Source organism: Priestia sp. FSL R5-0597, assembly GCF_038006305.1.
Taxonomy (GTDB): domain Bacteria; phylum Bacillota; class Bacilli; order Bacillales; family Bacillaceae_H; genus Priestia; species Priestia zanthoxyli.
The window spans coordinates 208,273-235,000 of record NZ_JBBOUZ010000001.1 but is presented as its reverse complement, the minus strand read 5'-3'; the positions used below and the strand labels follow the sequence as shown (position 1 = coordinate 235,000).

General features: G+C 41.7%; 19 protein-coding genes, 13 tRNA genes, 4 rRNA genes and 2 riboswitches (1 of these 38 cut by a window edge). Of the genes, 4 read left to right on the top strand and 32 right to left on the bottom strand.

The genetic code is table 11. From position 1 onward, the window contains the following. The 8 genes from MKX72_RS01360 to groES all read right to left on the bottom strand — a co-directional run. Positions 1 to 896, bottom strand: a 16S ribosomal RNA gene (locus tag MKX72_RS01360) (it extends 656 nt beyond the left edge of the window). Between the two features lie 372 nt (positions 897 to 1,268). Further along, positions 1,269 to 2,594 (bottom strand): NCS2 family permease, encoded by a 1,326-nt coding sequence (locus MKX72_RS01355; RefSeq protein ID WP_013055032.1) that lies wholly within the window; start codon positions 2,592 to 2,594, stop codon positions 1,269 to 1,271. Positions 2,595 to 2,726: 132 nt separating this feature from the next. Further along, positions 2,727 to 2,828: riboswitch (purine riboswitch) on the bottom strand. 97 nt (positions 2,829 to 2,925) lie between these two features. Then, positions 2,926 to 4,455 carry a glutamine-hydrolyzing GMP synthase gene (gene guaA, locus MKX72_RS01350; protein ID WP_028412703.1) on the bottom strand — a complete coding sequence of 510 codons (1,530 nt, stop codon included), beginning with the start codon at positions 4,453 to 4,455 and terminating at the stop codon, positions 2,926 to 2,928. Between the two features lie 123 nt (positions 4,456 to 4,578). After that, positions 4,579 to 4,680, bottom strand: a riboswitch (purine riboswitch). A 39-nt stretch (positions 4,681 to 4,719) separates the two neighbouring features. Further along, positions 4,720 to 6,912 (bottom strand): transglutaminase TgpA family protein, encoded by a 2,193-nt coding sequence (locus MKX72_RS01345; protein ID WP_155008814.1) that lies wholly within the window; start codon positions 6,910 to 6,912, stop codon positions 4,720 to 4,722. Then, complete coding sequence (locus tag MKX72_RS01340; protein ID WP_235918800.1) at positions 6,905 to 8,098, bottom strand: DUF58 domain-containing protein; 1,194 nt, start codon at positions 8,096 to 8,098, stop codon at positions 6,905 to 6,907. The genes MKX72_RS01345 and MKX72_RS01340 overlap by 8 nt, the downstream gene beginning before the upstream one ends. 10 nt (positions 8,099 to 8,108) lie before the next feature. Next, positions 8,109 to 9,059, bottom strand: coding sequence for an AAA family ATPase (locus MKX72_RS01335; protein WP_098112442.1), 951 nt, complete (start codon positions 9,057 to 9,059; stop codon positions 8,109 to 8,111). Between the two features lie 158 nt (positions 9,060 to 9,217). Next, positions 9,218 to 10,849 (bottom strand): chaperonin GroEL, encoded by a 1,632-nt coding sequence (gene groL, locus MKX72_RS01330; RefSeq protein WP_028412700.1) that lies wholly within the window; start codon positions 10,847 to 10,849, stop codon positions 9,218 to 9,220. Positions 10,850 to 10,916: 67 nt separating this feature from the next. After that, positions 10,917 to 11,201 carry a co-chaperone GroES gene (gene groES / locus MKX72_RS01325; RefSeq protein WP_013055026.1) on the bottom strand — a complete coding sequence of 95 codons (285 nt, stop codon included), beginning with the start codon at positions 11,199 to 11,201 and terminating at the stop codon, positions 10,917 to 10,919. Positions 11,202 to 11,500: 299 nt separating this feature from the next. Between groES and MKX72_RS01320 the strand changes: the two genes are divergently transcribed. Beyond that, positions 11,501 to 12,229 carry a CPBP family intramembrane glutamic endopeptidase gene (locus MKX72_RS01320; RefSeq protein WP_028412699.1) on the top strand — a complete coding sequence of 243 codons (729 nt, stop codon included), beginning with the start codon at positions 11,501 to 11,503 and terminating at the stop codon, positions 12,227 to 12,229. Then, entirely contained in the window at positions 12,226 to 12,453 is a 228-nt protein-coding gene (locus MKX72_RS01315) for a YdiK family protein (protein ID WP_013055024.1), read from the top strand. Before MKX72_RS01320 ends, MKX72_RS01315 begins: the two co-directional genes overlap by 4 nt. Before the next feature lie 26 nt (positions 12,454 to 12,479). On the opposite strand, the gene tatC is transcribed toward MKX72_RS01315, so the two are convergent. The 3 genes from tatC to MKX72_RS01300 are packed head-to-tail and all read right to left on the bottom strand — an operon-like array spanning position 12,480 to position 14,128. Beyond that, a complete protein-coding gene (gene tatC / locus MKX72_RS01310; RefSeq protein WP_013055023.1) occupies positions 12,480 to 13,235 on the bottom strand; it encodes a twin-arginine translocase subunit TatC in 756 nt (251 codons plus the stop codon). A gap of 15 nt (positions 13,236 to 13,250) precedes the next feature. Further along, positions 13,251 to 13,436, bottom strand: coding sequence for a twin-arginine translocase TatA/TatE family subunit (gene tatA / locus MKX72_RS01305; protein WP_013055022.1), 186 nt, complete (start codon positions 13,434 to 13,436; stop codon positions 13,251 to 13,253). Between the two features lie 53 nt (positions 13,437 to 13,489). Continuing rightward, a complete protein-coding gene (locus MKX72_RS01300; RefSeq protein ID WP_155008815.1) occupies positions 13,490 to 14,128 on the bottom strand; it encodes a redox-sensing transcriptional repressor Rex in 639 nt (212 codons plus the stop codon). A 459-nt stretch (positions 14,129 to 14,587) separates the two neighbouring features. Between MKX72_RS01300 and MKX72_RS01295 the strand changes: the two genes are divergently transcribed. After that, a complete protein-coding gene (locus MKX72_RS01295; protein WP_155008816.1) occupies positions 14,588 to 16,522 on the top strand; it encodes an ABC-F family ATP-binding cassette domain-containing protein in 1,935 nt (644 codons plus the stop codon). A gap of 255 nt (positions 16,523 to 16,777) precedes the next feature. On the opposite strand, the gene tsaD is transcribed toward MKX72_RS01295, so the two are convergent. The 21 genes from tsaD to MKX72_RS01190 all read right to left on the bottom strand — a co-directional run bounded on the left by tsaD (position 16,778) and on the right by MKX72_RS01190 (position 26,450). After that, positions 16,778 to 17,794, bottom strand: a complete 1,017-nt coding sequence (gene tsaD, locus MKX72_RS01290; RefSeq protein WP_154990999.1) for a tRNA (adenosine(37)-N6)-threonylcarbamoyltransferase complex transferase subunit TsaD — start codon at positions 17,792 to 17,794, stop codon at positions 16,778 to 16,780. Beyond that, positions 17,791 to 18,240, bottom strand: coding sequence for a ribosomal protein S18-alanine N-acetyltransferase (rimI, locus tag MKX72_RS01285; RefSeq protein ID WP_028412696.1), 450 nt, complete (start codon positions 18,238 to 18,240; stop codon positions 17,791 to 17,793). The genes tsaD and rimI overlap by 4 nt, the downstream gene beginning before the upstream one ends. Positions 18,241 to 18,253: 13 nt before the next feature. Beyond that, positions 18,254 to 18,952 carry a tRNA (adenosine(37)-N6)-threonylcarbamoyltransferase complex dimerization subunit type 1 TsaB gene (gene tsaB, locus MKX72_RS01280; RefSeq protein WP_028412695.1) on the bottom strand — a complete coding sequence of 233 codons (699 nt, stop codon included), beginning with the start codon at positions 18,950 to 18,952 and terminating at the stop codon, positions 18,254 to 18,256. Beyond that, positions 18,949 to 19,419 carry a tRNA (adenosine(37)-N6)-threonylcarbamoyltransferase complex ATPase subunit type 1 TsaE gene (gene tsaE / locus MKX72_RS01275; RefSeq protein ID WP_013081426.1) on the bottom strand — a complete coding sequence of 157 codons (471 nt, stop codon included), beginning with the start codon at positions 19,417 to 19,419 and terminating at the stop codon, positions 18,949 to 18,951. Before tsaE ends, tsaB begins: the two co-directional genes overlap by 4 nt. Positions 19,420 to 19,639: 220 nt before the next feature. Next, positions 19,640 to 19,715: transfer RNA gene (locus MKX72_RS01270), tRNA-Asp, on the bottom strand. 4 nt (positions 19,716 to 19,719) lie between these two features. After that, positions 19,720 to 19,796 (bottom strand) — tRNA-Met (locus MKX72_RS01265). Positions 19,797 to 19,820: 24 nt separating this feature from the next. Then, positions 19,821 to 19,936 (bottom strand): 5S ribosomal RNA (rrf, locus tag MKX72_RS01260). A gap of 68 nt (positions 19,937 to 20,004) precedes the next feature. Beyond that, positions 20,005 to 22,940: ribosomal RNA gene (locus MKX72_RS01255) — 23S ribosomal RNA — on the bottom strand. Between the two features lie 225 nt (positions 22,941 to 23,165). Next, positions 23,166 to 24,717 (bottom strand): 16S ribosomal RNA (locus MKX72_RS01250). The 16S, 23S and 5S rRNA genes sit together here with 13 tRNA genes alongside, the layout of an rRNA operon. 81 nt (positions 24,718 to 24,798) lie before the next feature. Beyond that, positions 24,799 to 24,872, bottom strand: a tRNA-Gly gene (locus tag MKX72_RS01245). 4 nt (positions 24,873 to 24,876) lie between these two features. After that, a tRNA-Arg gene (locus tag MKX72_RS01240) sits at positions 24,877 to 24,953 on the bottom strand. A 90-nt stretch (positions 24,954 to 25,043) separates the two neighbouring features. Then, positions 25,044 to 25,129, bottom strand: a tRNA-Leu gene (locus MKX72_RS01235). A 22-nt stretch (positions 25,130 to 25,151) separates the two neighbouring features. Further along, positions 25,152 to 25,234 (bottom strand) — tRNA-Leu (locus MKX72_RS01230). Positions 25,235 to 25,246: 12 nt separating this feature from the next. After that, positions 25,247 to 25,319 (bottom strand) — tRNA-Lys (locus tag MKX72_RS01225). A gap of 4 nt (positions 25,320 to 25,323) precedes the next feature. Next, positions 25,324 to 25,398 (bottom strand) — tRNA-Gln (locus MKX72_RS01220). 11 nt (positions 25,399 to 25,409) lie between these two features. Continuing rightward, positions 25,410 to 25,485 (bottom strand) — tRNA-Asp (locus MKX72_RS01215). Positions 25,486 to 25,513: 28 nt separating this feature from the next. Next, positions 25,514 to 25,589 (bottom strand) — tRNA-Val (locus MKX72_RS01210). Between the two features lie 24 nt (positions 25,590 to 25,613). Further along, a tRNA-Glu gene (locus tag MKX72_RS01205) sits at positions 25,614 to 25,688 on the bottom strand. A 9-nt stretch (positions 25,689 to 25,697) separates the two neighbouring features. Further along, a tRNA-Ser gene (locus tag MKX72_RS01200) sits at positions 25,698 to 25,788 on the bottom strand. 3 nt (positions 25,789 to 25,791) lie between these two features. Next, positions 25,792 to 25,866 (bottom strand) — tRNA-Asn (locus tag MKX72_RS01195). 134 nt (positions 25,867 to 26,000) lie between these two features. Then, a complete protein-coding gene (locus MKX72_RS01190) occupies positions 26,001 to 26,450 on the bottom strand; it encodes a SprT family protein (protein WP_028411875.1) in 450 nt (149 codons plus the stop codon). 109 nt (positions 26,451 to 26,559) lie between these two features. Between MKX72_RS01190 and cmpA the strand changes: the two genes are divergently transcribed. Then, on the top strand, positions 26,560 to 26,676 hold the full coding sequence (gene cmpA, locus MKX72_RS01185) for a cortex morphogenetic protein CmpA (RefSeq protein WP_013055014.1): 117 nt from the start codon (positions 26,560 to 26,562) through the stop codon (positions 26,674 to 26,676). Positions 26,677 to 26,728 lie beyond the last annotated feature (52 nt).

Here is a 26,728-nt window from a genome sequence, read left to right as displayed (position 1 = left end):
CCCAGGCGGAGTGCTTAATGCGTTAGCTGCAGCACTAAAGGGCGGAAACCCTCTAACACTTAGCACTCATCGTTTACGGCGTGGACTACCAGGGTATCTAATCCTGTTTGCTCCCCACGCTTTCGCGCCTCAGCGTCAGTTACAGACCAAAAAGCCGCCTTCGCCACTGGTGTTCCTCCACATCTCTACGCATTTCACCGCTACACGTGGAATTCCGCTTTTCTCTTCTGCACTCAAGTTCCCCAGTTTCCAATGACCCTCCACGGTTGAGCCGTGGGCTTTCACATCAGACTTAAGAAACCGCCTGCGCGCGCTTTACGCCCAATAATTCCGGATAACGCTTGCCACCTACGTATTACCGCGGCTGCTGGCACGTAGTTAGCCGTGGCTTTCTGGTTAGGTACCGTCAAGGTACGAGCAGTTACTCTCGTACTTGTTCTTCCCTAACAACAGAGTTTTACGACCCGAAAGCCTTCATCACTCACGCGGCGTTGCTCCGTCAGACTTTCGTCCATTGCGGAAGATTCCCTACTGCTGCCTCCCGTAGGAGTCTGGGCCGTGTCTCAGTCCCAGTGTGGCCGATCACCCTCTCAGGTCGGCTATGCATCGTTGCCTTGGTGAGCCGTTACCTCACCAACTAGCTAATGCACCGCGGGCCCATCTGTAAGTGATAGCCGAAACCATCTTTCAATCATCTCCCATGAAGGAGAAGATCCTATCCGGTATTAGCTTCGGTTTCCCGAAGTTATCCCAGTCTTACAGGCAGGTTGCCCACGTGTTACTCACCCGTCCGCCGCTAACGTCATAGAAGCAAGCTTCTAATCAGTTCGCTCGACTTGCATGTATTAGGCACGCCGCCAGCGTTCATCCTGAGCCAGGATCAAACTCTCCGAAGAAATGTTTGACTTGCTCATTTAAAAAATAAAAATTAACGTTGACGTTTGTCGCTTTGTTCAGTTTTCAAAGTTCAACCGTTGCTCTGAAGCAACTTTATTAGTATAACATTCTATTATTTTGATGTCAACATCTTTTTTAAGATGTTTCTCTCAACTGCGCTGTTCATCAGCGACATTTAATAATTTACCATATATAATATATAGAGTCAATCGTTTTTCTAAAAAACTTTATAAATAAAAAAGTTAATGAAGTAAACCTTCAGTAAAGTAACCAATTAACCTCTATTACAATAGCAATCTAGCCGCTGTGCAGTTTTCTTATCTTACCATAAAAAAAAAGCCCAGTCATTAAACTGAGCTTTTTTATTTAAACTATTCTGCTAAGAACGCGAAATAGAGTATGAAGATGATACAGAGAGCATACATAATGGGATGCACTTCTTTTCCACGCTTGCTGCATAACATTGTAATAGGATAAAAGATAAAGCCAACCGCAATGCCTGTTGCAATACTGTACGTTAATGGCATCATGATCACCGTGAAAAATGCCGGAACTGCCACTTCGAACTCTTTCCAATTGATTTCTCCTAAGTTTGACACCATCAGAGCTCCTACCGTAATTAAAGCTGGCGCAGTAACAGCTGGTGTTACGACCGCTAACAACGGAGAAAAGAACAGTGCAACTAAGAAAAACGCCGCCGTTACAATTGCAGTAAATCCTGAACGTCCGCCCGCTGCTACTCCAGCCGTAGACTCTACGTAAGCTGTTGTTGATGAGGTACCAAGAACAGCACCAACTACAATCGCACTAGAATCTGCCAATAACGCTCTGCCCGCTCGCGGAAGCTTATTATCTTTCATAAGCCCAGCTTGACTCGCTACAGCAACCATCGTACCTGCTGTATCGAAGAAATCAACGAATAAGAAAGTTAAAATGACGACTAGCATCTTTACAGTAAAGATATCACCGATATTTTGGAAAGCTGCCCCAAACGTCGGGTCAAGACTAGGAACCGATGAAACCACTGCTTTAGGTGTATCAATTAACCCAAAAGCCATACCTGCTACAGCCGTTACAATCATACCGATAAATACAGCTGCATTTACTCGAAGCACCATTAATACAATAGTAATGACAATACCAAAAACCGCAAGTAATGTTGTTGGGTTCGTCAAATCACCCAGTCCAACGAATGTGGCATCATCTTTGACGATGATTCCCGCACCTTTCATACCAATAAAACTAATAAATAAACCAATACCTGCTCCAACAGCCATTTTTAATTCAATAGGAATAGAATTAATAATTTTTTCTCGCAGGCTTGTTAATGTTAAAAGAATAAAAATAACACCTGATATCATAACACCCGTTAAAGCCGTCTGCCATGGAATTCCCATCGTCAGAACAACTGTATAAGCAAAAAATGCGTTTAATCCCATACCTGGAGCTAATGAAATTGGATATCTACCAAGCACTCCCATAACAATTGATCCCAAAGCTGCCGCTAAAGCAGTAGCTGTAAATACAGCCCCTTGGTCCATTCTCATACTGTCAGGTAGATCCTTTACATCACTTAGTGATAGCACAGATGGATTAACAAATAAAATGTAAGCCATAGATAGAAAAGTTGTAAGGCCAGCTATAAACTCTTTTCGGTAGCTAGTACCCAGCTCTTCAAAACGAAAATACTTCTTCACGTTTTTTCCTCCCTTTATAGAAGCCGCATGCACTTAGGCAAGCCATAAAAAATGCCTCTACACTATGGCGCGTAAAGGCATAAAATCGACTAAAAGAGAAATGTATGAGCAAAAAACAAAAGATTTTTATACATACATGTATTACTTTCTCGTAGTCAAGCCATTTACGGTAGCTCGGTAGAAACTTTTGGGCCTTATCCCCAAGATTATACGACATTAAAGCTATATCTCGCTGTTTTATGTTACTATCCTACCATTAACTTTTTAAAAAAGTCAACAAAAAACGAACATTCTTATAAAAGAATGTTCGTTTGTTCGGTTTTCTTACATATTATTCCCATTCAATTGTTGCAGGTGGCTTACTTGTAATATCATACACTACGCGGTTAATATGCTTAACTTCGTTTACAATACGCGTTGAGATAACTTCAAGCACATCCCAAGGAATACGCGCCCAGTCAGAAGTCATACCATCAATCGATGTAACAGCACGAATACCAATTGTGTAATCATACGTACGAGCATCTCCCATTACACCTACACTGCGGATGTCAGGAAGAACCGTAAAGTATTGCCAGATATCGCGCTCTAAGTCTGCTTTTGCAATCTCTTCACGTAAAATAGCATCCGACTCACGTACAATTTCTAACTTCTCTTCCGTAATTGCACCAAGTACACGAATACCTAGACCTGGTCCTGGGAAAGGCTGACGCCAAACGATGTTATCAGGAATACCTAATTCAGAACCTAATGCACGTACTTCATCTTTGAATAGCGTGTTTAACGGTTCGATTAGTTTGAACTGCATATCTTCCGGTAATCCACCTACATTATGGTGAGATTTAATCGTTTGAGCTGTAGCTGTCCCACTCTCGATAATATCTGTGTATAGCGTACCTTGAGCTAGGAAATCAAACCCTTTTAATTTAGCAGCTTCGTCATCGAATACATAAATAAATTCATTACCGATGATTTTACGCTTTTGTTCAGGATCTGATACACCGCTTAATTTTTCTAAGAAGCGATCTTTTGCATCGATTTTAATTACGTTCATATTAAAGCCTTCGCTAAATGTTTCCATTACGCTTTCAGCTTCACCTTTACGTAATAAACCGTGATCTACGAACATACATGTTAACTGATCACCAATTGCTTTGTGAATTAATACAGCTACTACCGAAGAGTCTACTCCGCCGCTAAGTGCGCAAAGTACTTTTCTATCTCCAACTGTTTCACGGATTTTATCCATTTCAACTTCAATGAAGTTCTCAATTGACCAGTTTGCTTCAGCATGACATACTTCAAACACGAAGTTCTTTAAGATATGGTTACCGTGCACTGAATGGCGAACTTCTGGATGGAACTGCACTCCGTACATATTCTTTTCTTTGTTACTCATTGCGGCAATTGGACAAGATGGGCTAGTTGCGTCCACTTCAAAACCAGCTGGTGTTTCTACAACTAAATCACCGTGACTCATCCAAACAACTTGTTCTTTTGGCAACTCATGGTACATTAATGAATCGTTTTGTACGTTAATCGCTGCTTTACCATATTCACGATGGCTAGCACCTTCTACCTTCCCGCCAAAATGATGAGTCATTAATTGCATTCCATAACAAATACCTAAAACAGGAATACCTAATTCAAAAATGTTTTCATCGCAGTGAAATGCGTTTTCACCGTACACACTGTTTGGGCCTCCAGAGAAAATAATTCCCTTTGGATTTAATGCTTTAATCTCTTCTGCTGTAATTGTGTGCGGATGCAATTCACTATATACTCCGAACTCGCGAATGCGACGCGTAATCAGTTGGTTATATTGACTACCAAAATCTAATACAACAATCATGCCTTCCATCTTGTTCACCTCTCCGAATGTGTAAATAATCACTTGTTATTATGCCCTAAAATATAAAAAAAACTAGACTTCTCCCTCAAAAAACAAAGGCAGAAGTCTAGTTGAGCACGACGTTTATCGTCAAATAGACTGTTCTGCCTTCATAGTCAGATCGTTTAAGGTGACCCGGTAGAGACTCTCGAACCATATTATCGAGGATATATGAAGGTATACGAAACATTTATAGTAAGTTCGAGAATATTCTATCAATCCGCGAAACAATGGTCAAGAACTCGTTTTTTTGATTAAATTTTCCCACAATTCAATCGACTCTTTCCATTCTTTTATGGAATCTGCATTTCGATATAAAACCCGCTCGTATTTTTCCGTTAATTTTAGCATATTTACCGTATTTAATTTTTCGTCTACTTCTCCTGCAAAGTCGCGCAGCGTTTGATTTTCTTGCCGTTTTAGTCCATTTGCAGCGAGTCTTTTAAGTAAAAAAGCATACGCTGATTCAAAGGTTTCCACACTCTCTTTCTTTTTATAAAAAGAGATATAAAAAGGTAAAAACCATTTAAATCGATTGAGATATATTACTATTAACATAACTACAATCAGTCCGTAGAAAAGCACTTTCCATTTCATAGACAACTTAGCATTTTGAAGAGAAGCTGTTTTTTCTTTCTCTCTTTTCTCTTGTGCCGGAAGCTCTTTCTTCTTAGGCTGCTCCTTGACTTGCGTTTCTTGTTTCTCTTCTTCCCTTTGACTATTTTCACTAGAGTTGTTAGGTTGGTTATCTACAAAATCATAAGGATTAGAAAAACTTTTTGTTGGTTCAAAAGGTACCCAGCCCGCTCCTGGAAAATAGACTTCGACCCAAGAATGAGCATTATTTTGTGTAATTTCATAGGTTGTCCACTTACTACTTCCTGAAATAACGGTGGCATCACCTTCTGTATAGCCCTTTACCCACCGAGCAGGAATATCTAATGAACGAAGCAGCACGACCATAGAAGTAGAGAAGTTATCACAGTATCCTCTTTTTGTATCAAATAAAAATTGATCCACATAATCTTTATTCTTCGTAGGAATTGGAACATTTTCAGTATCGTATATATATGGATTGGATCGGAAGTATTCTTCAACGGCTTTCGCTTTTTCATAGCGATTGTTTTTATTTTTTGTTATCGTACGAGCTAAATCCTTTACTCGTTTTGGCAAATTAGCAGGAAGCTGTGTATACCTTGCTATAAATTCATTATTATTCTCTAGACTCTCTGACTTTTTCTCCTCTGCTTGCTGAAGAAGCCCGGTATCAAACACAGGATATTTATACGTTAGCTCATACGATTGAACAGTAACAAGTTTATTATTTTGATAAGGATATAATTTTTCATTGGTCGGTGTAACATCGGCTTGAATGCCATTTTTTAAGGTTAGAGACAGCAGTTGAGGAACATGCATAAGATGAACAGAAGGCTGCGAATAGGTAACTTCTGCTTTTCTTACTTCTCCTGCAACACTTGAATCATATTGAGGGAGTAAGTTTTCATTTCCTTTGAAAGGCACTTTTTCTTCCTCTTTAGACAGCTCCCAGCCCTTACCTGTATACACATCCTTCGTTTCAATACGCCAATAGTGCTCATCCTCTACTTTAGCTGTAAACACAACCGTATCATCATTGACAAAGGATCCCCCCAATTTAGAATCGTCCATATCATAGCCAATTCGTTGACCGCTTGCAGATTCTCCCTGTCCTTGATTTGTTGTGTGAGCTGCAATAAAAGGGACCGGATCTGGCCACTGCGGACCTGGTTTAGGGGCGAGATAAGCAAGCACAATGACAATGGCTAAAAAACTGCCTAGAAAAAGAAACGATCGTTTTCTATTTTCTAAACGCTCGGTGCTAGCACCTTTTATACGTTCAGGATTGATGCGAAGCATGGCTACTAATAAAAATCCGATAATCGTCACGCGAATAATAGCAGCTCCGGCATCGTAAGTAGAAAAGGTATCCAATACGGTAATATACAAAATGGTTAAGAAGAAAAAGAAGAAAATTCTTTTTTGATAAAAGATCCAGTATCGAATTAAATAAGCCATAATCCAAAGCAGGATAAAAAATAAAGTGCTCCTCATTTCAAAGGATAAATTCGCTATATTCCACTCCATGATACTTTGTACATCTGACTGAAGAATTTCCAAAAGTCTTGGAAGCCATTCTGAAGAAAAGAAGGCACCTTGGAAATAGAGACTGTGAAGTGAAAACAAAATAAACAACATGCTCCCTAACGTCATCACAATAAACGGCAATCGAAACGTTAAGCTCAAAAAACAGTAAGCGACAAACAGGATAAAGTATTGAATTTGATTCGTATCAGTGACTTCATTTAAAGGGAGAAGCCATTCCACTAATAAAAAGAAAGCTCCCGCGTATAATAAGACGTTTTTTACATACCAAGCTGATTTATTCACTTATTTCCGCCCTCACTTCCTTTAGTGATAGAGGAAGATCAATATGAACGACTTCAATTGTTAAAGCAGAAGATTGTATGCCATTTACAATAACTGTCTCTTCCTCACTAAGCCCCGCTCCTTCATTTTTAACGACAATGAGTGAAGCCTTAGCATGAGGGCTCAGCTTGGATTGAATCTGGCCAATAAGAGTCCCTGTAACCTGACTGACAATTACCATAAAAGAATGCTGCTTTTGAATAGCAATATTCTGAAATTCTGTTTCGAATGCTCGATTGCTAATAGGCTGTGCACGTGCTAAGTGATGCAACAGGTTATCAGCCTCCCTTTGTTCAAAGGTTTTCTGCGAAAAAAGGGCATCTCCAGCTAAAAGAAAATCGACTTTTTTACGCTTGGTTTCTTCATGAATGAGCATGGATGCCAGAAAGCTCATTCGCTCTTCAAAGTATAGAGGGCCCATAACATCTGCAATGATAATTATACTCCGTTCATGATAATGACCAAACTCTTTAGAAATCAACGTAGCTTTACGAGCGGTCGCCTTCCAATCGATAGATCCTAATCGGTCACCCGGCTGATATTCTCTAATGCCTGTCACTAACGTAGTAGATTGATTTCCCGTAGAAACTTCATTTTTCCCTTCTTCTATTCCCGCTAAAAGAAACGGGATATCTATCTCATAGATTTGAGGATACACGACAAACCGCTGGTGCAGCGGATAATATGCCTTCTTTTTTACAATTCCTAATAAATCACTCATTTCAATCGAAATCGTAAAAAATTCATATTCTCCTCTTTCTACAAACGATCTTTCATATGGAATAACAGCGTTTCGTTGAAAAAGCGGATAAATTGTTCTTTCTTCTTGATCTAAAAGGTTACTCTCCTCTTTCACCGCTGCCATATAAACAGGAAAAGCCGAGGAGCGTGTAATGTGAATGTCATAAGAAAGATGATCTCCAGCGAATCGAGGCTGTAGCTTCACATCACGAGCAACATTCCACTTCTTCAACGGATAGAGCAACACGGCTACCGCATATAATCCAAAAGGTAAGAAGCTATAAAATAAAAACCAGCTGACAAAGCCTCCTTGAAACATGGCGTAAGAAAACGTAGCGGTAAAGATGCAGAATAAAACGAACCAGTCTCTACATTTATTCCATATCACTTTTATATACTGTTTCATAAAGTACCTCTTACCTTTTAACAGGTACTTTCGTATCAGCCATAATTTGCTTCATCACATCACTCGCTGTTAAGCCGCTGTACTGGGTATCGGGTCTTAGCGTTAATCGATGTTCACACACATACGAAGCAAGCTCTTGAACATCATCAGGAAGACAGTAATCTCTTCCCTTCACTAAAGCATATGCTTGAACGGCCTTCATAAAGGAAACCGTTCCACGAGGACTGATACCTAACGAAACATGTGGATGAGAGCGCGTTTTACGAATGATTTCGATGATATAGTGCTTGATCACATCATCTACATAAATACTGCTTACAGTTTTTTGAGCCTGTACTAATTCCGGAATGCTCATGACGGGTTTGACATCCTCAAGATTAACTTGAGTCGATACGCCGTTTAAAATTTGAAGCTCCTCTTCTTGCGTAGGATAACCCATGCTTAATTTGAATAAAAAACGATCCAGCTGCGCTTCTGGCAAATGATAGGTCCCATCAAAATCAACAGGATTTTGAGTAGCCATCACAAAAAAAGGCGCCGGAATTTCCCGGGTGATACCATCGGTTGTTACATGATGCTCAGCCATTGCTTCTAAAAGCGCCGATTGTGTTTTAGGAGAAGTCCTGTTAATCTCATCAGCGAGTACAATGTGGCTCATGATAGGACCTGGACGAAAATGAAATTCCATGTCTTTTGGACTGTAGATAGAAACGCCTGTTACGTCGGATGGCAGCAAATCAGGCGTGAATTGAATTCGTTTAAATTCTGCATCAATTGATTTGGCCAGTGCCTTCACGAGCATCGTTTTCCCCACACCCGGCACATCTTCAAGTAAAATATGCCCCTCTGCAAGCAAAGCAACCAAACTCAACGTAGATACGTGACGTTTTCCAATCACAATTTGATCGATGTTTTCTAATACTTGGTTTAATTTACTATTAATATGATCCAGCTGAATCAATAAAGCTCCCCCTTAAAACTCAGTTAAGCCTTGAGTTTAATAAGTTTTCCAATAAACATAGTACTATCTTAACAAATTTTAAAAAAATCTGAAAATATTAACGCACGCAAAAAAGCGACCAAGTGAGTACTTGGTCGCTTTTTTAGGTAGGGCACTGATTACATCATGCCGCCCATTCCACCCATGCCGCCCATATCAGGCATTGCAGGTGCTCCGCCTTCTTCTGGCTTGTCAGCAACAACTGCTTCAGTTGTTAAGAACATAGCCGCTACAGAAGAAGCATTTTGAAGAGCTGAACGCGTTACTTTTGTTGGGTCAACGATACCAGTGTCTAGCATATTTACCCACTCGCCAGTCGCAGCGTTAAATCCAGTTCCAACTGCTTCGCCTTTTAGACGCTCAACGATTACTGATCCTTCTAAACCAGCGTTGTGAGCGATTTGACGTACAGGCTCTTCAATCGCACGTAATACGATGTTGATACCTGTAGCAGTGTCACCGTCAGCTTCGATGCTTGCTACTTTATTATAGATATTTACTAATGCAGTACCACCACCAGCTACGATACCTTCTTCAACCGCAGCACGCGTAGAGTTTAATGCATCTTCAATACGTAATTTACGTTCTTTTAACTCAGTTTCAGTTGCCGCACCAACTTTGATTACAGCTACGCCACCAGCAAGTTTTGCTAAGCGCTCTTGTAATTTTTCACGGTCAAACTCTGAAGTTGTTTCTTCAAGCTGAGCTTTGATTTGGTTTACGCGTGCTAGGATATCTTCTGCGTTTCCTGCACCGTTTACAACTGTTGTATTTTCTTTTGTTACAACAATTTTAGAAGCGCGACCTAATTGATCGATGCCTGCTGTTTTTAAGTCAAGACCAAGCTCTTCAGTGATTACTTCTCCGCCTGTTAGGATCGCAACGTCTTGTAGCATTGCTTTACGACGATCACCGAAACCAGGAGCTTTAACAGCTACAGCTGTAAATGTACCGCGAAGTTTGTTCACAACTAATGTTGCTAAAGCTTCACCTTCTACGTCTTCAGCAATGATTAATAGAGGCTTGCCTTGTTGAACAACTTGCTCTAATACCGGTAAGATTTCTTGAATGTTACCGATTTTTTTGTCTGTGATTAAGATGTATGGATCATCTAATACAGCTTCCATTTTATCTGAATCAGTTACCATGTAAGGAGATGCATATCCACGGTCAAACTGCATACCTTCTACCACTTCTAATTCAGTTGTGAAACCTTTTGATTCTTCAAGTGTGATAACGCCGTCGTTACCAACGCGCTCCATTGCTTCAGCAATTAATTGACCTACTTCTTCGTCAGCTGCTGAGATAGCCGCTACTTGAGCAATTGAATCTTTACCTTGAATTGGTTTAGAGATTGCTTTTAGTTCTTCAACCGCTACAGCTACTGCTTTTTCCATACCTTTACGGATACCCATTGGGTTAGCACCAGCCGTTACGTTTTTAAGACCTTCTCTGATCATTGCTTGCGCTAAAACTGTTGCAGTAGTTGTACCGTCACCAGCAACGTCGTTTGTTTTGCTAGCAACTTCGGCTACTAATTTAGCACCCATATTTTCAAATGCGTCTTCTAATTCGATTTCTTTTGCAATTGTTACACCGTCATTTGTAATAAGCGGTGAACCGAATTTCTTTTCCAATACAACGTTACGACCTTTTGGTCCAAGCGTTACTTTTACAGCATTTGCTAATGTATCTACACCACGTAGCATTGCGCGACGTGCTTCTTCGCTAAATTTAATGTCTTTTGCCATGTTCTTTGACCTCCTCAAGATGTTCTTAATAATCTATTTTTTACGTATGATCAGTTTGTGGTTAAAATTAGCCGATTACAGCTAAAATATCGCTTTCGCGTAAAATTAAGTATTCAGTACCTTCGTATTTTACTTCAGTACCCGCATATTTTGAGAAGATGATACGATCGCCCGCAGCTACTTCTAAAGCTACACGCTCACCGCTTTCTAATACTCGGCCTGTACCTACAGCAACAATTTTACCCTCTTGTGGCTTTTCTTTTGCACTGTCCGGTAACACGATACCGCTTGCTGTTTTTTCCTCAGATTTTACAAGTTCAATCACTACGCGATCACCTAATGGCTTTAACAAGTGAAACAACCTCCTCAAATAATATGTTTGCATTTTTATTAGCACTCAACCTCAACGAGTGCTAACACAATTATTATATTAAAACAAAGTGGGTTTTTTTTGCAAGTATTAAACAAAAAAAATTTAAAATTTACGACAACTACATATAATAGTCTTAGATTTCGACGATTTTGAGAAATAAAGCATTCTTTTCTCTGTTCAATAATATGTATGTTACAATACGAGCAAGAAGAAATTACTAACTTTACAGTACTTCTTCGACATATATACATAAAAACCTTTTAAAGGAGTATAGAAGATTGGAAAAACGTTATTGGTATGTTATCCTCACCTACATCCTTATGCAGTTTTCAGGAGTTGTTGGTATACCGCTGTTAAAATTAACAGGAATGTTTGATGACTATCCAGTTCGAACAGCGAATGTCATGCTTTTGACTTATTGGACTATCATTAGCTTTATCCTTGGTTTACTTATTGTCTTACTGCTGCTGCGCCGTGACATGTCCATGCGTATAGAACATGCTGGAAAAACGATTGCTGTTGTCTGGTCAGTCCTTGGGGTGTTTCTCGCTATGGCTGGTCAAGCTGTAGCAGGTATGATTGAGCACGCTCTTGGCATTACCCAAGTATCTGAAAACACACAAAATATTGTTAATCTTGTTAAAGCAACGCCTTTCCTTATTGTCGTTACGTCTGTTATTGGACCAATACTAGAAGAGATTATTTTCCGAAAGATTATTTTTGGTTCTCTTCACAAACGATACAATTTCTTTATCTCTGCATTTATTAGTTCCCTTATTTTCGCTGCGGTACACTGGGATTTTAAACATTTACTTGTGTATACAGCTATGGGATTTGTATTTGCATTCCTTTATGCAAGGACGAGACTAATTGTTGTACCTATTATTGCTCATGTTTTGATGAATACAATCGTTATTTTATCTCAAACTATTTTTGCAGATAAAATTATAGAAATGCAAAAACAAGCAGAACAAATGCAGTTCATTTTTGGAGGCATGTTTTTATGAAGAATATCCCTTTAACACGAGGGTTTATTTATATTATTATGGGGATTTTATTCACCTACTTGGCAATTCAAAATGCCCAGGAAACCGTCTGGAATTTCCCCACAATCTTATTTGCACTCGTAGCCGCATTCGATTTCAGGTTTGCGGTTCGCATCTTTATCTTGCACTACAAAATTAAAAAATTGCAGCAGCAATATAAAAATCAAGATGATTCATCCAAATAAAAAAACCACTGTTTCAGTGGTTTTTTTTACATACTAACATCTTCTCTTTCTTGCTCTGCCCTTGCCTTTAACACTTTGCGATACGAAATGCGGGAAATAATGATGCTGATTTCATACAAAATTAAGAGCGGCACTGTCACCATCATGTGCGAGAGCAATTCCGGTGGTGTAATAAGTGCGGCAATAACTAGCAGTACGAAATAGGCATATTTTCGAATTTGAGATAAAAACATAGGCGTTATAATTCCTAAACGCGTCAAAAACATAACGACGACGGGAAGCTGAAACAACAAGCCAAAAGGCAGTGTGAGCTGCATTAAAAAAGAAAAGTATTCATTAATGCCAATCACTTGGTTTACATTCAGCTCATCAGAAACGCGCGTCATAAAATCAACGACAAACGGAAACAACACAAAATAAGAAAAAGAGACACCGCCGATAAAGAGAAAAATGGAAACAGGAATATATCCAAGCGTTACCTTACGCTCTTTTTCATATAAACCAGGACTAATAAATGCCCAAAGTTGATACAGTGCAACAGGAGCTGCAAGTACACAGCCGATAATAACAGCAAATTGCATATAAATCTTAACTGGATCTGTTAACCGAAATGCATTCATCGTTAAATTCTTTGCCTCATCAGCATGCTGTAAATAGACAATAACCTTATCCGCTATAAAAAAGCCGCCAATTGTGGCAATCACAAAGAAAAATAAAACAATTAAAATGCGTTTTCGCAGCTCTCCTATATGATCATATATTGACATTTCTTGTTCGGTCATACTATGATCACCCTTTTACTCTTTGTCATCTACTTGACGCTGTTTATCTTTTTCACGATCTTCTGATGCACCGCTAGCGGCATGCTTAAACTCTCTAAGCGTTTGGCCCACTGATCTTCCTAGCTCCGGTAACCGTTTCGGTCCAAAAATAAGCAGTGCTACAATCGCAATAATAATCCAACTGCCTGCTCCAATCCCCATATTCCCACTCTCCTTATTAATTTAGACTTAAGGAAATCGTAACACAGTCCGTCTTATTCAACAGGATAATTTTTCAAAAAGTAGACGAGCGACTGTAATTCTACAGCAAGATCAATATGATGGAGTCGAATCTCATCCGGTACGTTTAAGCGTGCAGGAGTAAAGTTTAAAATTCCTTTAATTCCGCAACTCACTAAACGATCAGTAATTTGCTGAGCAACAGTGGCAGGAACGGTTAAAATCGCTACTGAGATGTCATCACTCATATAATCTTCCAATTGGTCAAGATGATAGACCGGCACGTCGCCTACTTTCGTACCCACTTTTTCTTCTATCACATCAAAAGCGCACTCAATTTTGGTGTTATTATTTTTAATAAAATTATAATTTAGAAAGGCCGTTCCTAGATTCCCTACGCCAATCAGTGCTACTTTCGTTACTTCATCTTGGTCTAACGTTTTACGGAAAAATGTAAGTAAATAATTCACATTGTAGCCGTATCCCTTTTTTCCTAATGCACCAAAGTAAGAAAAGTCCCGACGAATAGTAGCAGAATCCACTTTCACTGCCTCACTTAACTCCGCTGACGACACACGCTGTTTACCAGAAGCATGCAAATTTTTCAAAAAACGATAATAAAGCGGCAATCGCTTAGCCGTTGCTTGTGGTATTTTTAATTGTTCAGTGTTCACGTTGTACCCCCTCAGTTCATGTATGTCATTACTAACATTTTCAAGTCATATTGCATTACCTTTCACAAAGCATCAACCGCTTTGAGGTAGCGCTTCCAATTCTCTCTCTTTTCTCTTGTTTTATATATACTCCGCTTCACACCTCGACGGCTTTTGTCTATTCAGCACTCCTTAAAGTCGGTATGTAGAACGAAGCAATTAGCCCTTCAAAGGATCGGTTTGTTAGTCATGACGGATTTTTTTACATCCATCATAGATAAGTTCAGAGATGCACTTATCTCTTATTTTAACATAGTATCCTGTATAAAATGTGCAGGTAAAATCATTTTATTTCATGAATCAAAACATTCGCTTCATCATTTGTCCTTGTCCCTCTACAAATTACAAACGCTTGTAGGAAGAACTTGTAGTTAAAAATATGTTAAAATACACTATGGATATACTACTAGAGGTGAAAAAATGATTATTCTACAATTGAACGGTATTACAAAATACTATGGGGCAGAACCCATTTTATCGAATATAAAGTTAGAAGTACAATCAAAAGACCGCATTGCCCTAGTGGGACGAAACGGTGCTGGTAAATCAACTTTATTAAAAATTATTGCTGAGCAGCTTTCCTATGACAGCGGAGAAATTATTAAACCTAAGGGTGTTTCCATTGATTATATGGGACAAGATACAGTTCTTGAGTCAACACTCTCCATATGGGAAGAAATGATGACTGTCTTTGCTCCATTAAAGAAGATGGAAAAAGAATTACGTACGCTTGAAACGAAGATGGGTGATCCAGACATTTTTAATGATTCAGTTCAATACGAAAAACTAACCAAAGAGTATGATCAGCTTCAAGTAACGTTTAAAGATTTAGGCGGCTATCAATATGAAGCGGATACACGATCTATTCTTCACGGTTTCCGTTTTTCAAACTTTGACTACAGCACCCCTATTTCCTCCTTAAGCGGTGGACAAAAAACGCGCCTGGCTCTTGCAAAACTGCTTTTAACAAAGCCTGATTTGCTTATTCTGGATGAGCCTACCAACCACTTAGATATTGAAACTTTAGCATGGCTGGAACAGTTTCTGCAAGGGTATGAAGGAGCTATTTTAATCGTTTCACATGATCGTTACTTCCTTGATAAAGTCGTAAATCAAGTGTATGAAGTCGTACAAAAAACAACGGTGAAGTACACGGGCAACTACTCTAAATACCTTGTACAAAAAGCAGAGCGATATGAAAAAGAGTTGCGTCAGTACGAAAAGCAGCAAGATGAAGTCGCAAAGCTGAATGATTTTATTCAGCGAAACATCGCCCGCGCATCGACTACAAAACGTGCGCAAAGCAGACGTAAACAGCTCGATCGAATGGAGTTAATAAATCGACCTAACGAAGGCGAAAAATCAGCTAGTTTTTCGTTTGAAATTGAACGTCAAAGCGGAAATGAAGTCTTAAATCTGGAAGATGTGTCTATCGGATATGATGAACACAACTATGTCGTCCAAGAGGCAAACCTTCGCATTAAAAAAGGGGAAAGCCTTGCGTTGGTTGGTCCTAATGGCGTGGGGAAATCAACTTTATTAAAAGGCATTGTGGATAAACTCAGCTTCAAGACTGGAACCATTTCCTTTGGCTCAAATGTAATGGTTGGTTATTACGACCAAGAGCAAGCCAATTTAACGTCTAATAAAACCGTTTTAAATGAACTTTGGGATGACTACCCAGCCAAACCTGAAAAAGAAATCCGTACAGCACTTGGAAATTTTCTGTTTTCAGGTGATGATGTACTGAAAATCGTTTCCACGCTCAGCGGTGGTGAAAAAGCACGTTTGGCTCTTGCGAAGCTTATGCTTCAAAAAGCTAACTTCTTAATTTTGGATGAACCTACTAACCATCTTGATTTAGATAGCAAACAAGTACTCGAGAATGCGTTAATTGATTACCCAGGGACTCTATTATTTGTTTCACATGACCGTTATTTTATTAATCGTACTGCCAATAAAATAGCAGAGCTATCTCCTGAAGGAGTAGAAGAATTTCTTGGAGATTATGACTATTATGTAGAAAAGAAAGCAGAAATAGAGGAAATCAAAGAATTAGAAAATATAAAAGCAAACGAAGAACGTACGGTAAAAGTAGATAAACAGTCCTATAAACAAGATAAAGAACAAAAGAAATTGATGAGACAGCGAACGCGCCGCATTGAAGAAATTGAAACTGAAGTAAACAAATTAGAAGCCGCCCAAGCGGCGAATGAAGAACTTCTTTGTGACCCTGAAATTTATCAAAATCACGAAGAAGTATCAAGATTAAACGGTGAAAATGAAAAAATTTCTTCACAGTTATCCACATTAATGGAAGAGTGGGAAGAATTACAGCTGCTTCTAGAAGAGTAGCCTATATTTTTGCGTATCTATTCATCCTATTTACTTGTTCATGCGCTTAAGAGCAAGCTTTATCCACTCTGTGAATAAATAGTGGATATCTGTCTGATTTTCATAATTAAAACTTGTTGATAACAGGTCCGTGTACTGAGTGCACGGACTTTTCCACATAATTATCCACAGTCAATTCTAAATTTATTGAATATTGTTGATAAATCATTTTTATCCACAAAAAAAGACGAATGAGAAATAAATCTCATTCGTCACTTACTCTTCCAAGTCCAAACCGGGGTTTGCATTTAATGACATATCTGAACGTTTTCCTTGAGCAAATCGTACGCTTGCTGCTGCTCCAATCATTGCGGCATTATCCGTACATAGAGATAGCGGCGGGATAATAAGCTCAATATTTGATAGGGGTTCAAATGCCTCTTCTAGCGCTGCTCTAAGCCCTTTATTAGCAGCAACTCCTCCTGCTAATAAAACTTGCTTAACGTTATATTCCTTTGCAGCTTTAATCGTTTTAGTTACTAACACATCAATGACACTCGCTTGAAAGCTAGCAGCAAGTGTTTGTGGAAGAATCTCTTCACCTTTTTGCTTCGCATTGTGGACAGTGTTAATAACTGCTGATTTTAATCCACTGAAACTAAAATCATAGGATCCTTCTTCTAGCCAAGCACGCGGCAAATCAATTAATGGCTCTCCTTCATGTGCAAGGCGGTCAATATGAGGTCCGCCTGGATATGGAAGGTTTAACGTGCGGGCTACTTTATCGTAGGCTTCTCCTGCTGCATCATCTCTTGTTTCACCGATCACTTTAAAATGACCGTGACTTTCCATGTATACAAGCTCCGTATGCCCGCCAGATACAACTAGCGATAAGAGCGGGAATTCTAGTTTTTTGATTAGCTGATTTGCATAAATATGTCCTGCAATATGATGAACACCAATTAATGGCTTTTGATGTGCAAATGCTAGCGCTTTGGCTGCATTTACGCCAATAAGAAGTGCTCCCACAAGCCCTGGTCCTTCCGTTACAGCTATTGCATCTATATCTGCAAACTTCAAGTTCGCTTGATTTAAAGTTTCTTCAACTACTACTGTAATTTGTTCTACATGATGACGAGATGCAATTTCCGGTACGACACCGCCAAATCGTTTATGGCTTTCTATTTGAGAGGCCACCACATTGGCTACAATTTCATGACCGTTTCGAATCACAGCTGCTGCTGTCTCATCACAGCTTGTTTCTAATGCTAAAATTAATTGATTTTCATTCATAAATTCACCCACATAACTAATGCATCCTCATTGTTATCAGAATAATAATTCTTACGAATACCTCCAGGTTTAAAACCTAGCTTTTGATACAATGATTGTGCAATATGATTAGATACCCTAACTTCTAATGTCATTGACGTAGCACCTAGTTTTCGAAGAACGTCCATCACGTTGCGCAGCAGCAATTCACCCAGTCCCTTGCCTCGGTAGTCTGGCAATAGCGCAATGTTGGTTACATGTGCTTCGTCAATAACAATCCACGTTCCGCAATAACCAATAATATTTTCCCCTTCTTCCATCACAATGTAAGTTGAAAATTGATTATTGGTTAACTCATTTTGAAATGCTTCTGCACTCCAAGGTGTCGTAAAAGACTTCTCTTCGATTTTCACTACTTGATCAATATCTTTAACTTCCATTAAACGAAACTTAATTGTTAGTTTCATGTTATACCTTCTTTTATCCTTTTTGCTGTGAAGCAAGCCAGTTGGCTTCTGCTTCAGCTAAACGAATGTAGTTCGGAACAAAAGTATGCACAGACTGCGGCTCTTTCTTCATTCCTAAGAAAGCCAATTCACTTGGTCTTGGGTTAAACTGCTGAACATGGGCAAATACAGCTTGTTCACTCAACACTTCTTTTAACGCCTCTTCATGCATGGAAAGATCATTGCCTATGAATAAAATAGGTTTGTTGTATGACTTTAAATGTTCCGCCCAGTCCTTATTAATAACAAGTCGATCACTTTCAACTTCTACAAGACCTCGTTCGTTATTCCATTCATATAGTCCTGTATAAAGCTGCTGACGGCGCGCATCAAATAACGGAGCAATATATCCATCAAAATAACGACCGTTTGCTGCTAGTGCCTCAAGACTAGATACACCTATTAAAGGAATATTTAAAGTCCAAGCAAGTGTCTTGGCAATGGTAACACCAATGCGTACACCGGTATAGGACCCGGGACCGTGTGCCACTACAATACGGTCTAGCTCGCTTGGCGCAATATCACAATCTTTTAACAAAGATTCCACAGCGTTCATCACGCGAACAGAGTGATTCTTTTTTAGATTCGTAATAATTTCTCCAATTACTTTGTTTTCTTCAACGACAGCAACACCCATGACAAAATTGGATGTATCAATGGCTAACATTTTCATCTTTTAAAAAGCTCCTTACATATTTCAACGTACCGACTGCCTATCGCTTTTACAAGGATTTTACGAGTCGTTTCGTTTTCATGGTAAATATTGATTTGAATATATTCATTAGGAAGCTGCTCTTCAATCAGGTGAGCCCACTCCACGACCGTCACGCCATCTCCTTCAAAATACTCATCGAACCCTAGGTCTTCAAATTCATCCCCTAGACGGTACACATCCATATGGTAAAGAGGAAGGCGACCGCTTTTGTATTCTTTAATGATAGTAAATGTCGGGCTATTCACATTGCGTTCAATTCCTAAGCCTTTAGCTAAACTTTTTGTGAATGTTGTCTTTCCAGCTCCCAAATCGCCTTCAAGCAGCAGCACGTCACCAGCTTCTAATAAAGTTGCTAGACGAGCAGCCAGCTGATTAGTTTCATCAGGAGACGTAGACATAAACGTAAATTCATTAATCTCTGTCATTCATTCAGAACCTCATTTCAATCTGTATATATATATTGTAAACGTTGTGGACTATACATATCCAGTAAGAAATCCAACAATCTTTAACATCGCAATTCTACAAAGAAATTTCTTTGTATATAAAAAATTCCTTAGGATTGCTCCTAAGGACGGTAAAGTTTTATATAAAAATGGTTCAAACAATAAAAAAGACGAAACACATTGTTTCGTTTCTAAAACATGGCGGTCCCGACGGGAATCGAACCCGCGATCTCCTGCGTGACAGGCAGGCATGTTAACCGCTACACCACGGGACCATGTTGGTTGCGGGGACAGGATTTGAACCTGCGACCTTCGGGTTATGAGCCCGACGAGCTACCGAACTGCTCCACCCCGCGATGATAAAAAAGCAAAATAAAAATGCCTAGCGATGTCCTACTCTCACAGGGACAAAGTCCCAACTACCATCGGCGCTAAAGAGCTTAACTTCCGTGTTCGGTATGGGAACGGGTGTGACCTCTTTGCCATTATCACTAGACATTTATATGAGATTATTCTCTCAAAACTAGGTAACAGATTGCTGAGTAAAGCTTACGCTTTTAAAGTTTGGTTAAGTCCTCGATCGATTAGTATCAGTCAGCTACACATGTCGCCACGCTTCCACCTCTGACCTATCAACCTGATCATCTTTCAGGGATCTTACTAGCTTGCGCTATGGGAAATCTCATCTTGAGGGGGGCTTCATGCTTAGATGCTTTCAGCACTTATCCCGTCCACACATAGCTACCCAGCGATGCCTTTGGCAAGACAACTGGTACACCAGCGGTGTGTCCATCCCGGTCCTCTCGTACTAAGGACAGCTCCTCTCAAATTTCCTACGCCCACGACGGATAGGGACCGAACTGTCTCACGACGTTCTGAACCCAGCTCGCGTACCGCTTTAATGGGCGAACAGCCCAACCCTTGGGACCGACTACAGCCCCAGGATGCGATGAGCCGACATCGAGGTGCCAAACCTCCCCGTCGATGTGGACTCTTGGGGGAGATAAGCCTGTTATCCCCGGGGTAGCTTTTATCCGTTGAGCGATGGCCCTTCCATGCGGAACCACCGGATCACTAAGCCCGACTTTCGTCCCTGCTCGACTTGTAGGTCTCGCAGTCAAGCTCCCTTGTGCCTTTACACTCTACGAATGATTTCCAACCATTCTGAGGGAACCTTTGGGCGCCTCCGTTACATTTTAGGAGGCGACCGCCCCAGTCAAACTGCCCACCTGACACTGTCTCCCGGCCCGATCAGGGCCGCGGGTTAGAATTTCAATACAGCCAGGGTAGTATCCCACCGACGCCTCCACCGAAGCTAGCGCTCCGGCTTCTCAGGCTCCTACCTATCCTGTACAAGCTGTACCAAAATTCAATATCAGGCTACAGTAAAGCTCCACGGGGTCTTTCCGTCCTGTCGCGGGTAACCTGCATCTTCACAGGTACTATAATTTCACCGAGTCTCTCGTTGAGACAGTGCCCAGATCGTTACGCCTTTCGTGCGGGTCGGAACTTACCCGACAAGGAATTTCGCTACCTTAGGACCGTTATAGTTACGGCCGCCGTTTACTGGGGCTTCGATTCAGAGCTTCTCCCAAAGGATAACCCCTCCTCTTAACCTTCCAGCACCGGGCAGGCGTCAGCCCCTATACTTCGCCTTGCGGCTTCGCAGAGACCTGTGTTTTTGCTAAACAGTCGCCTGGGCCTATTCACTGCGGCTCTCTCGGGCTATACACCCTACCAGAGCACCCCTTCTCCCGAAGTTACGGGGTCATTTTGCCGAGTTCCTTAACGAGAGTTCTCTCGATCACCTTAGGATTCTCTCCTCGCCTACCTGTGTCGGTTTGCGGTACGGGCACCTCCCGCCTCGCTAGAGGCTTTTCTTGGCAGTGTGGAATCAGGAACTTCGGTACTATAGTTCCCTCGTCATCACAGCTCAGCTTTCATGATGAGCGGATTTGCCTACTCATCAGCCTAACTGCTTGAACGCGCATATCCAGCAGCGCGCTTACCCTATCCTACTGCGTCCCCCCATTACTCAAACGGCGGGGAGGTGGTACAGGAATATCAACCTGTTGGCCATCGCCTACGCTTTTCAGCCTCGGCTTAGGTCCCGACTAACCCTGAGCGGACGAGCCTTCCTCAGGAAACCTTAGGCATTCGGTGGACAAGATTCTCACTTGTCTTTCGCTACTCATACCGGCATTCTCACTTCTAAGCGCTCCACCAGTCCTTACGGTCTGACTTCGCTGCACTTAGAACGCTCTCCTACCACTGACATCAAAGATGTCAATCCACAGCTTCGGTGATACGTTTAGCCCCGGTACATTTTCGGCGCAGAGTCACTCGACCAGTGAGCTATTACGCACTCTTTAAATGGTGGCTGCTTCTAAGCCAACATCCTGGTTGTCTAAGCAACTCCACATCCTTTTCCACTTAACGTATACTTGGGGACCTTAGCTGGTGGTCTGGGCTGTTTCCCTTTTGACTACGGATCTTATCACTCGCAGTCTGACTCCCATGGATAAGTCTTTGGCATTCGGAGTTTGACTGAATTCGGTAACCCGTTGGGGGCCCCTAGTCCAATCAGTGCTCTACCTCCAAGACTCTCACAACATGAGGCTAGCCCTAAAGCTATTTCGGAGAGAACCAGCTATCTCCAGGTTCGATTGGAATTTCTCCGCTACCCACACCTCATCCCCGCACTTTTCAACGTGCGTGGGTTCGGGCCTCCATTCAGTGTTACCTGAACTTCACCCTGGACATGGGTAGATCACCTGGTTTCGGGTCTACAACCACATACTAAACGCCCTATTCAGACTCGCTTTCGCTACGGCTCCGCCTTATCAGCTTAACCTTGCATGGGATCGTAACTCGCCGGTTCATTCTACAAAAGGCACGCCATCACCCGTTAACGGGCTCTGACTACTTGTAGGCACACGGTTTCAGGATCTCTTTCACTCCCCTTCCGGGGTGCTTTTCACCTTTCCCTCACGGTACTGGTTCACTATCGGTCACTAGGTAGTATTTAGCCTTGGGAGATGGTCCTCCCAGCTTCCGACGGAATTTCACGTGTTCCGCCGTACTCAGGATCCACTCAAGAGGGAACGAAGTTTCAACTACAGGGTTGTTACCTTCTTCGACGGACCTTTCCAGGTCGCTTCATTTACTTCGTTCCTTTGTAACTCCGTATAGAGTGTCCTACAACCCCAAGAGGCAAGCCTCTTGGTTTGGGCTAATTCCGTTTCGCTCGCCGCTACTCAGGAAATCGCATTTGCTTTCTCTTCCTCCGGGTACTTAGATGTTTCAGTTCCCCGGGTCTGCCTTCAATATCCTATGTATTCAGATAAAGATACTGTTCCATTACGAACAGTGGGTTTCCCCATTCGGAAATCTCCGGATCAAAGCTCACTTACAGCTCCCCGAAGCATATCGGTGTTAGTCCCGTCCTTCATCGGCTCCTAGTGCCAAGGCATTCACCGTGCGCCCTTTCTAACTTAACCATTAGCGAATAAATGGTACAACATAAAGTTGTGTTATTTATTGGTTTGATTAAAGAAAAGTTTCACTTTTCCTCAGCAATTACTGTTATCTAGTTTTCAAAGAACAATCGCAACCAAAATTCTTCTTATCTAATAAGAAGAAAGTAGTGTGCTTTCTATAATTGAGAGATTGAACTCTCAAAACTGAACAAAGTGTCAAAACGTACGTCATGTAAAAATCCTTAGAAAGGAGGTGATCCAGCCGCACCTTCCGATACGGCTACCTTGTTACGACTTCACCCCAATCATCTGTCCCACCTTAGGCGGCTAGCTCCTTACGGTTACTCCACCGACTTCGGGTGTTACAAACTCTCGTGGTGTGACGGGCGGTGTGTACAAGGCCCGGGAACGTATTCACCGCGGCATGCTGATCCGCGATTACTAGCGATTCCAGCTTCATGTAGGCGAGTTGCAGCCTACAATCCGAACTGAGAATGGTTTTATGGGATTGGCTTGACCTCGCGGTCTTGCAGCCCTTTGTACCATCCATTGTAGCACGTGTGTAGCCCAGGTCATAAGGGGCATGATGATTTGACGTCATCCCCACCTTCCTCCGGTTTGTCACCGGCAGTCACCTTAGAGTGCCCAACTAAATGCTGGCAACTAAGATCAAGGGTTGCGCTCGTTGCGGGACTTAACCCAACATCTCACGACACGAGCTGACGACAACCATGCACCACCTGTCACTCTGTCCCCCGAAGGGGAACGCTCTATCTCTAGAGTTGTCAGAGGATGTCAAGACCTGGTAAGGTTCTTCGCGTTGCTTCGAATTAAACCACATGCTCCACCGCTTGTGCGGGCCCCCGTCAATTCCTTTGAGTTTCAGTCTTGCGACCGTACTCCCCAGGCGGAGTGCTTAATGCGTTAGCTGCAGCACTAAAGGGCGGAAACCCTCTAACACTTAGCACTCATCGTTTACGGCGTGGACTACCAGGGTATCTAATCCTGTTTGCTCCCCACGCTTTCGCGCCTCAGCGTCAGTTACAGACCAAAAAGCCGCCTTCGCCACTGGTGTTCCTCCACATCTCTACGCATTTCACCGCTACACGTGGAATTCCGCTTTTCTCTTCTGCACTCAAGTTCCCCAGTTTCCAATGACCCTCCACGGTTGAGCCGTGGGCTTTCACATCAGACTTAAGAAACCGCCTGCGCGCGCTTTACGCCCAATAATTCCGGATAACGCTTGCCACCTACGTATTACCGCGGCTGCTGGCACGTAGTTAGCCGTGGCTTTCTGGTTAGGTACCGTCAAGGTACGAGCAGTTACTCTCGTACTTGTTCTTCCCTAACAACAGAGTTTTACGACCCGAAAGCCTTCATCACTCACGCGGCGTTGCTCCGTCAGACTTTCGTCCATTGCGGAAGATTCCCTACTGCTGCCTCCCGTAGGAGTCTGGGCCGTGTCTCAGTCCCAGTGTGGCCGATCACCCTCTCAGGTCGGCTATGCATCGTTGCCTTGGTGAGCCGTTACCTCACCAACTAGCTAATGCACCGCGGGCCCATCTGTAAGTGATAGCCGAAACCATCTTTCAATCATCTCCCATGAAGGAGAAGATCCTATCCGGTATTAGCTTCGGTTTCCCGAAGTTATCCCAGTCTTACAGGCAGGTTGCCCACGTGTTACTCACCCGTCCGCCGCTAACGTCATAGAAGCAAGCTTCTAATCAGTTCGCTCGACTTGCATGTATTAGGCACGCCGCCAGCGTTCATCCTGAGCCAGGATCAAACTCTCCGAAGAAATGTTTGACTTGCTCATTTAAAAAATAAAAATTAACGTTGACGTTTGTCGCTTTGTTCAGTTTTCAAAGTTCAATATATTTGGAGCGGGTGATGAGAATCGAACTCACGACATCAGCTTGGAAGGCTGAGGTTTTACCACTAAACTACACCCGCAATATGGCGCGCCCGAGAGGAGTCGAACCCCTAACCTTTTGATCCGTAGTCAAACGCTCTATCCAATTGAGCTACGGGCGCTTCTTATGATGTTTACCGCCGTTGTTTTGGCGACTTTATTATAATATCATTTCTATTTTCTTATGTCAACACTTTTTTAAAAAGTTTTTTTGGTGCGGCCGAGAGGACTTGAACCTCCACGGGGTCGCCCCCACTAGGCCCTCAACCTAGCGCGTCTGCCATTCCGCCACGACCGCTAAATACACAAAATGAATAAGATGCGGGTGAAGGGACTTGAACCCCCACGTCGTAAAGACACTAGATCCTAAGTCTAGCGCGTCTGCCAATTCCGCCACACCCGCAAGAAATGAAAATGAGCCATGAAGGACTCGAACCTTCGACCCTCTGATTAAAAGTCAGATGCTCTACCAACTGAGCTAATGGCTCTTTATGGCTGGGCTAGCTGGATTCGAACCAACGCATGACGGAATCAAAATCCGTTGCCTTACCGCTTGGCGATAGCCCAATAATTTAAAATGGCGGTCCCGACGGGAATCGAACCCGCGATCTCCTGCGTGACAGGCAGGCATGTTAACCGCTACACCACGGGACCATCCAAAATTATGTATAAAACAGTCAAATGGTGGAGGATGACGGGATCGAACCGCCGACCCCCTGCTTGTAAGGCAGGTGCTCTCCCAGCTGAGCTAATCCTCCACAGAATATGTAAATAAAAATCAATGGTGACCCGTACGGGATTCGAACCCGTGTTACCGCCGTGAAAGGGCGGTGTCTTAACCGCTTGACCAACGGGCCATTATAAAATGGCGGAGAAGGAGGGATTTGAACCCTCGCGCCGCTTACACGACCTACACCCTTAGCAGGGGCGCCTCTTCAGCCACTTGAGTACTTCTCCATATGGCTCCACAGGTAGGACTCGAACCTACGACCGATCGGTTAACAGCCGATAGCTCTACCACTGAGCTACTGTGGAATAATATTTATCAGACTTCTTACATTGTAATCGACATTATATGTAATGTCAATAAGTTTTTGTAATTTCTTTGCCGTTTATTTGAGACGGCTTTATTAATTTACCATAATGAATCTATTTTAGTCAAGCATCTTCTACATTTTTTTTAATTTACCTTTACACTTCCCACAAACATATTTAACTGTGTTCACTTTTCTTTTTCGAACATATTTTTGATCACACTGCATACATACATATATGTGCTCTTTTTTCTTTCCATCACTTTCTTTTTTCAATGCCTGACAAAATCGAGGTGCGTCTACTTCTTTCATTAACCTTTTAAAGTCTTGATCTCCATGCTTATACCCTTTCCCCTCAATATGCAAATGATAGTGACAGAGCTCATGTTTAATAATTTCTACTATTTCTTGTGTGCCATATTGTTCAAAGTATTTGTAGTTTACTTCTATATTAGATGTACGTAACAAATACCTTCCGCCTGTCGTACGTAACCGAGAATTAAAAGTGGCTTCATGACGAAATGGTTTGTGAAACAGCTTCAATGAAATTTCTTCTACAAGTATTTGTAAATCCTTATCATTCATCTTATATACTCCTCTACTGTATGAAATCACCTGACTAGCTCTTTGGGCATACACTTCATTACATACTCACTATTCACCTTATCATAAATGAAAAGGAGTGATTGCCCTTATGCCAATGTGGCTACAAAAACAAATGAGGCGCGCTTATTCTGAAAAAGACCGTGCACAAATAAAATTGCTCAACCAATGTTGGTTTTTTTATCAAAAAAATAATTCCGCTTCTTAAATCACTTCTTTTTACAAATAAAATTGCCTTTTCAGAAAATCTGAAAAGGCAA

Bases quoted from the DNA above. Each gene is read 5' to 3' on its own strand.
- guaA (WP_028412703.1), bottom strand. From the start codon at position 4,455: ATGGAAGGCATGATTGTTGTATTAGATTTTGGTAGTCAATATAACCAA.
- MKX72_RS01340 (WP_235918800.1), bottom strand. From the start codon at position 8,098: ATGAAACAGTATATAAAAGTGATATGGAATAAATGTAGAGACTGGTTC.
- groL (WP_028412700.1), bottom strand. From the start codon at position 10,849: ATGGCAAAAGACATTAAATTTAGCGAAGAAGCACGTCGCGCAATGCTA.
- MKX72_RS01315 (WP_013055024.1), top strand. From the start codon at position 12,226: ATGAAGAATATCCCTTTAACACGAGGGTTTATTTATATTATTATGGGG.
- tatC (WP_013055023.1), bottom strand. From the start codon at position 13,235: ATGACCGAACAAGAAATGTCAATATATGATCATATAGGAGAGCTGCGA.
- tatA (WP_013055022.1), bottom strand. From the start codon at position 13,436: ATGGGGATTGGAGCAGGCAGTTGGATTATTATTGCGATTGTAGCACTG.
- MKX72_RS01295 (WP_155008816.1), top strand. From the start codon at position 14,588: ATGATTATTCTACAATTGAACGGTATTACAAAATACTATGGGGCAGAA.
- tsaD (WP_154990999.1), bottom strand. From the start codon at position 17,794: ATGAATGAAAATCAATTAATTTTAGCATTAGAAACAAGCTGTGATGAG.
- rimI (WP_028412696.1), bottom strand. From the start codon at position 18,240: ATGAAACTAACAATTAAGTTTCGTTTAATGGAAGTTAAAGATATTGAT.
- tsaB (WP_028412695.1), bottom strand. From the start codon at position 18,952: ATGAAAATGTTAGCCATTGATACATCCAATTTTGTCATGGGTGTTGCT.
- tsaE (WP_013081426.1), bottom strand. From the start codon at position 19,419: ATGACAGAGATTAATGAATTTACGTTTATGTCTACGTCTCCTGATGAA.
- MKX72_RS01190 (WP_028411875.1), bottom strand. From the start codon at position 26,450: ATGAATGATAAGGATTTACAAATACTTGTAGAAGAAATTTCATTGAAG.
- cmpA (WP_013055014.1), top strand. From the start codon at position 26,560: ATGCCAATGTGGCTACAAAAACAAATGAGGCGCGCTTATTCTGAAAAA.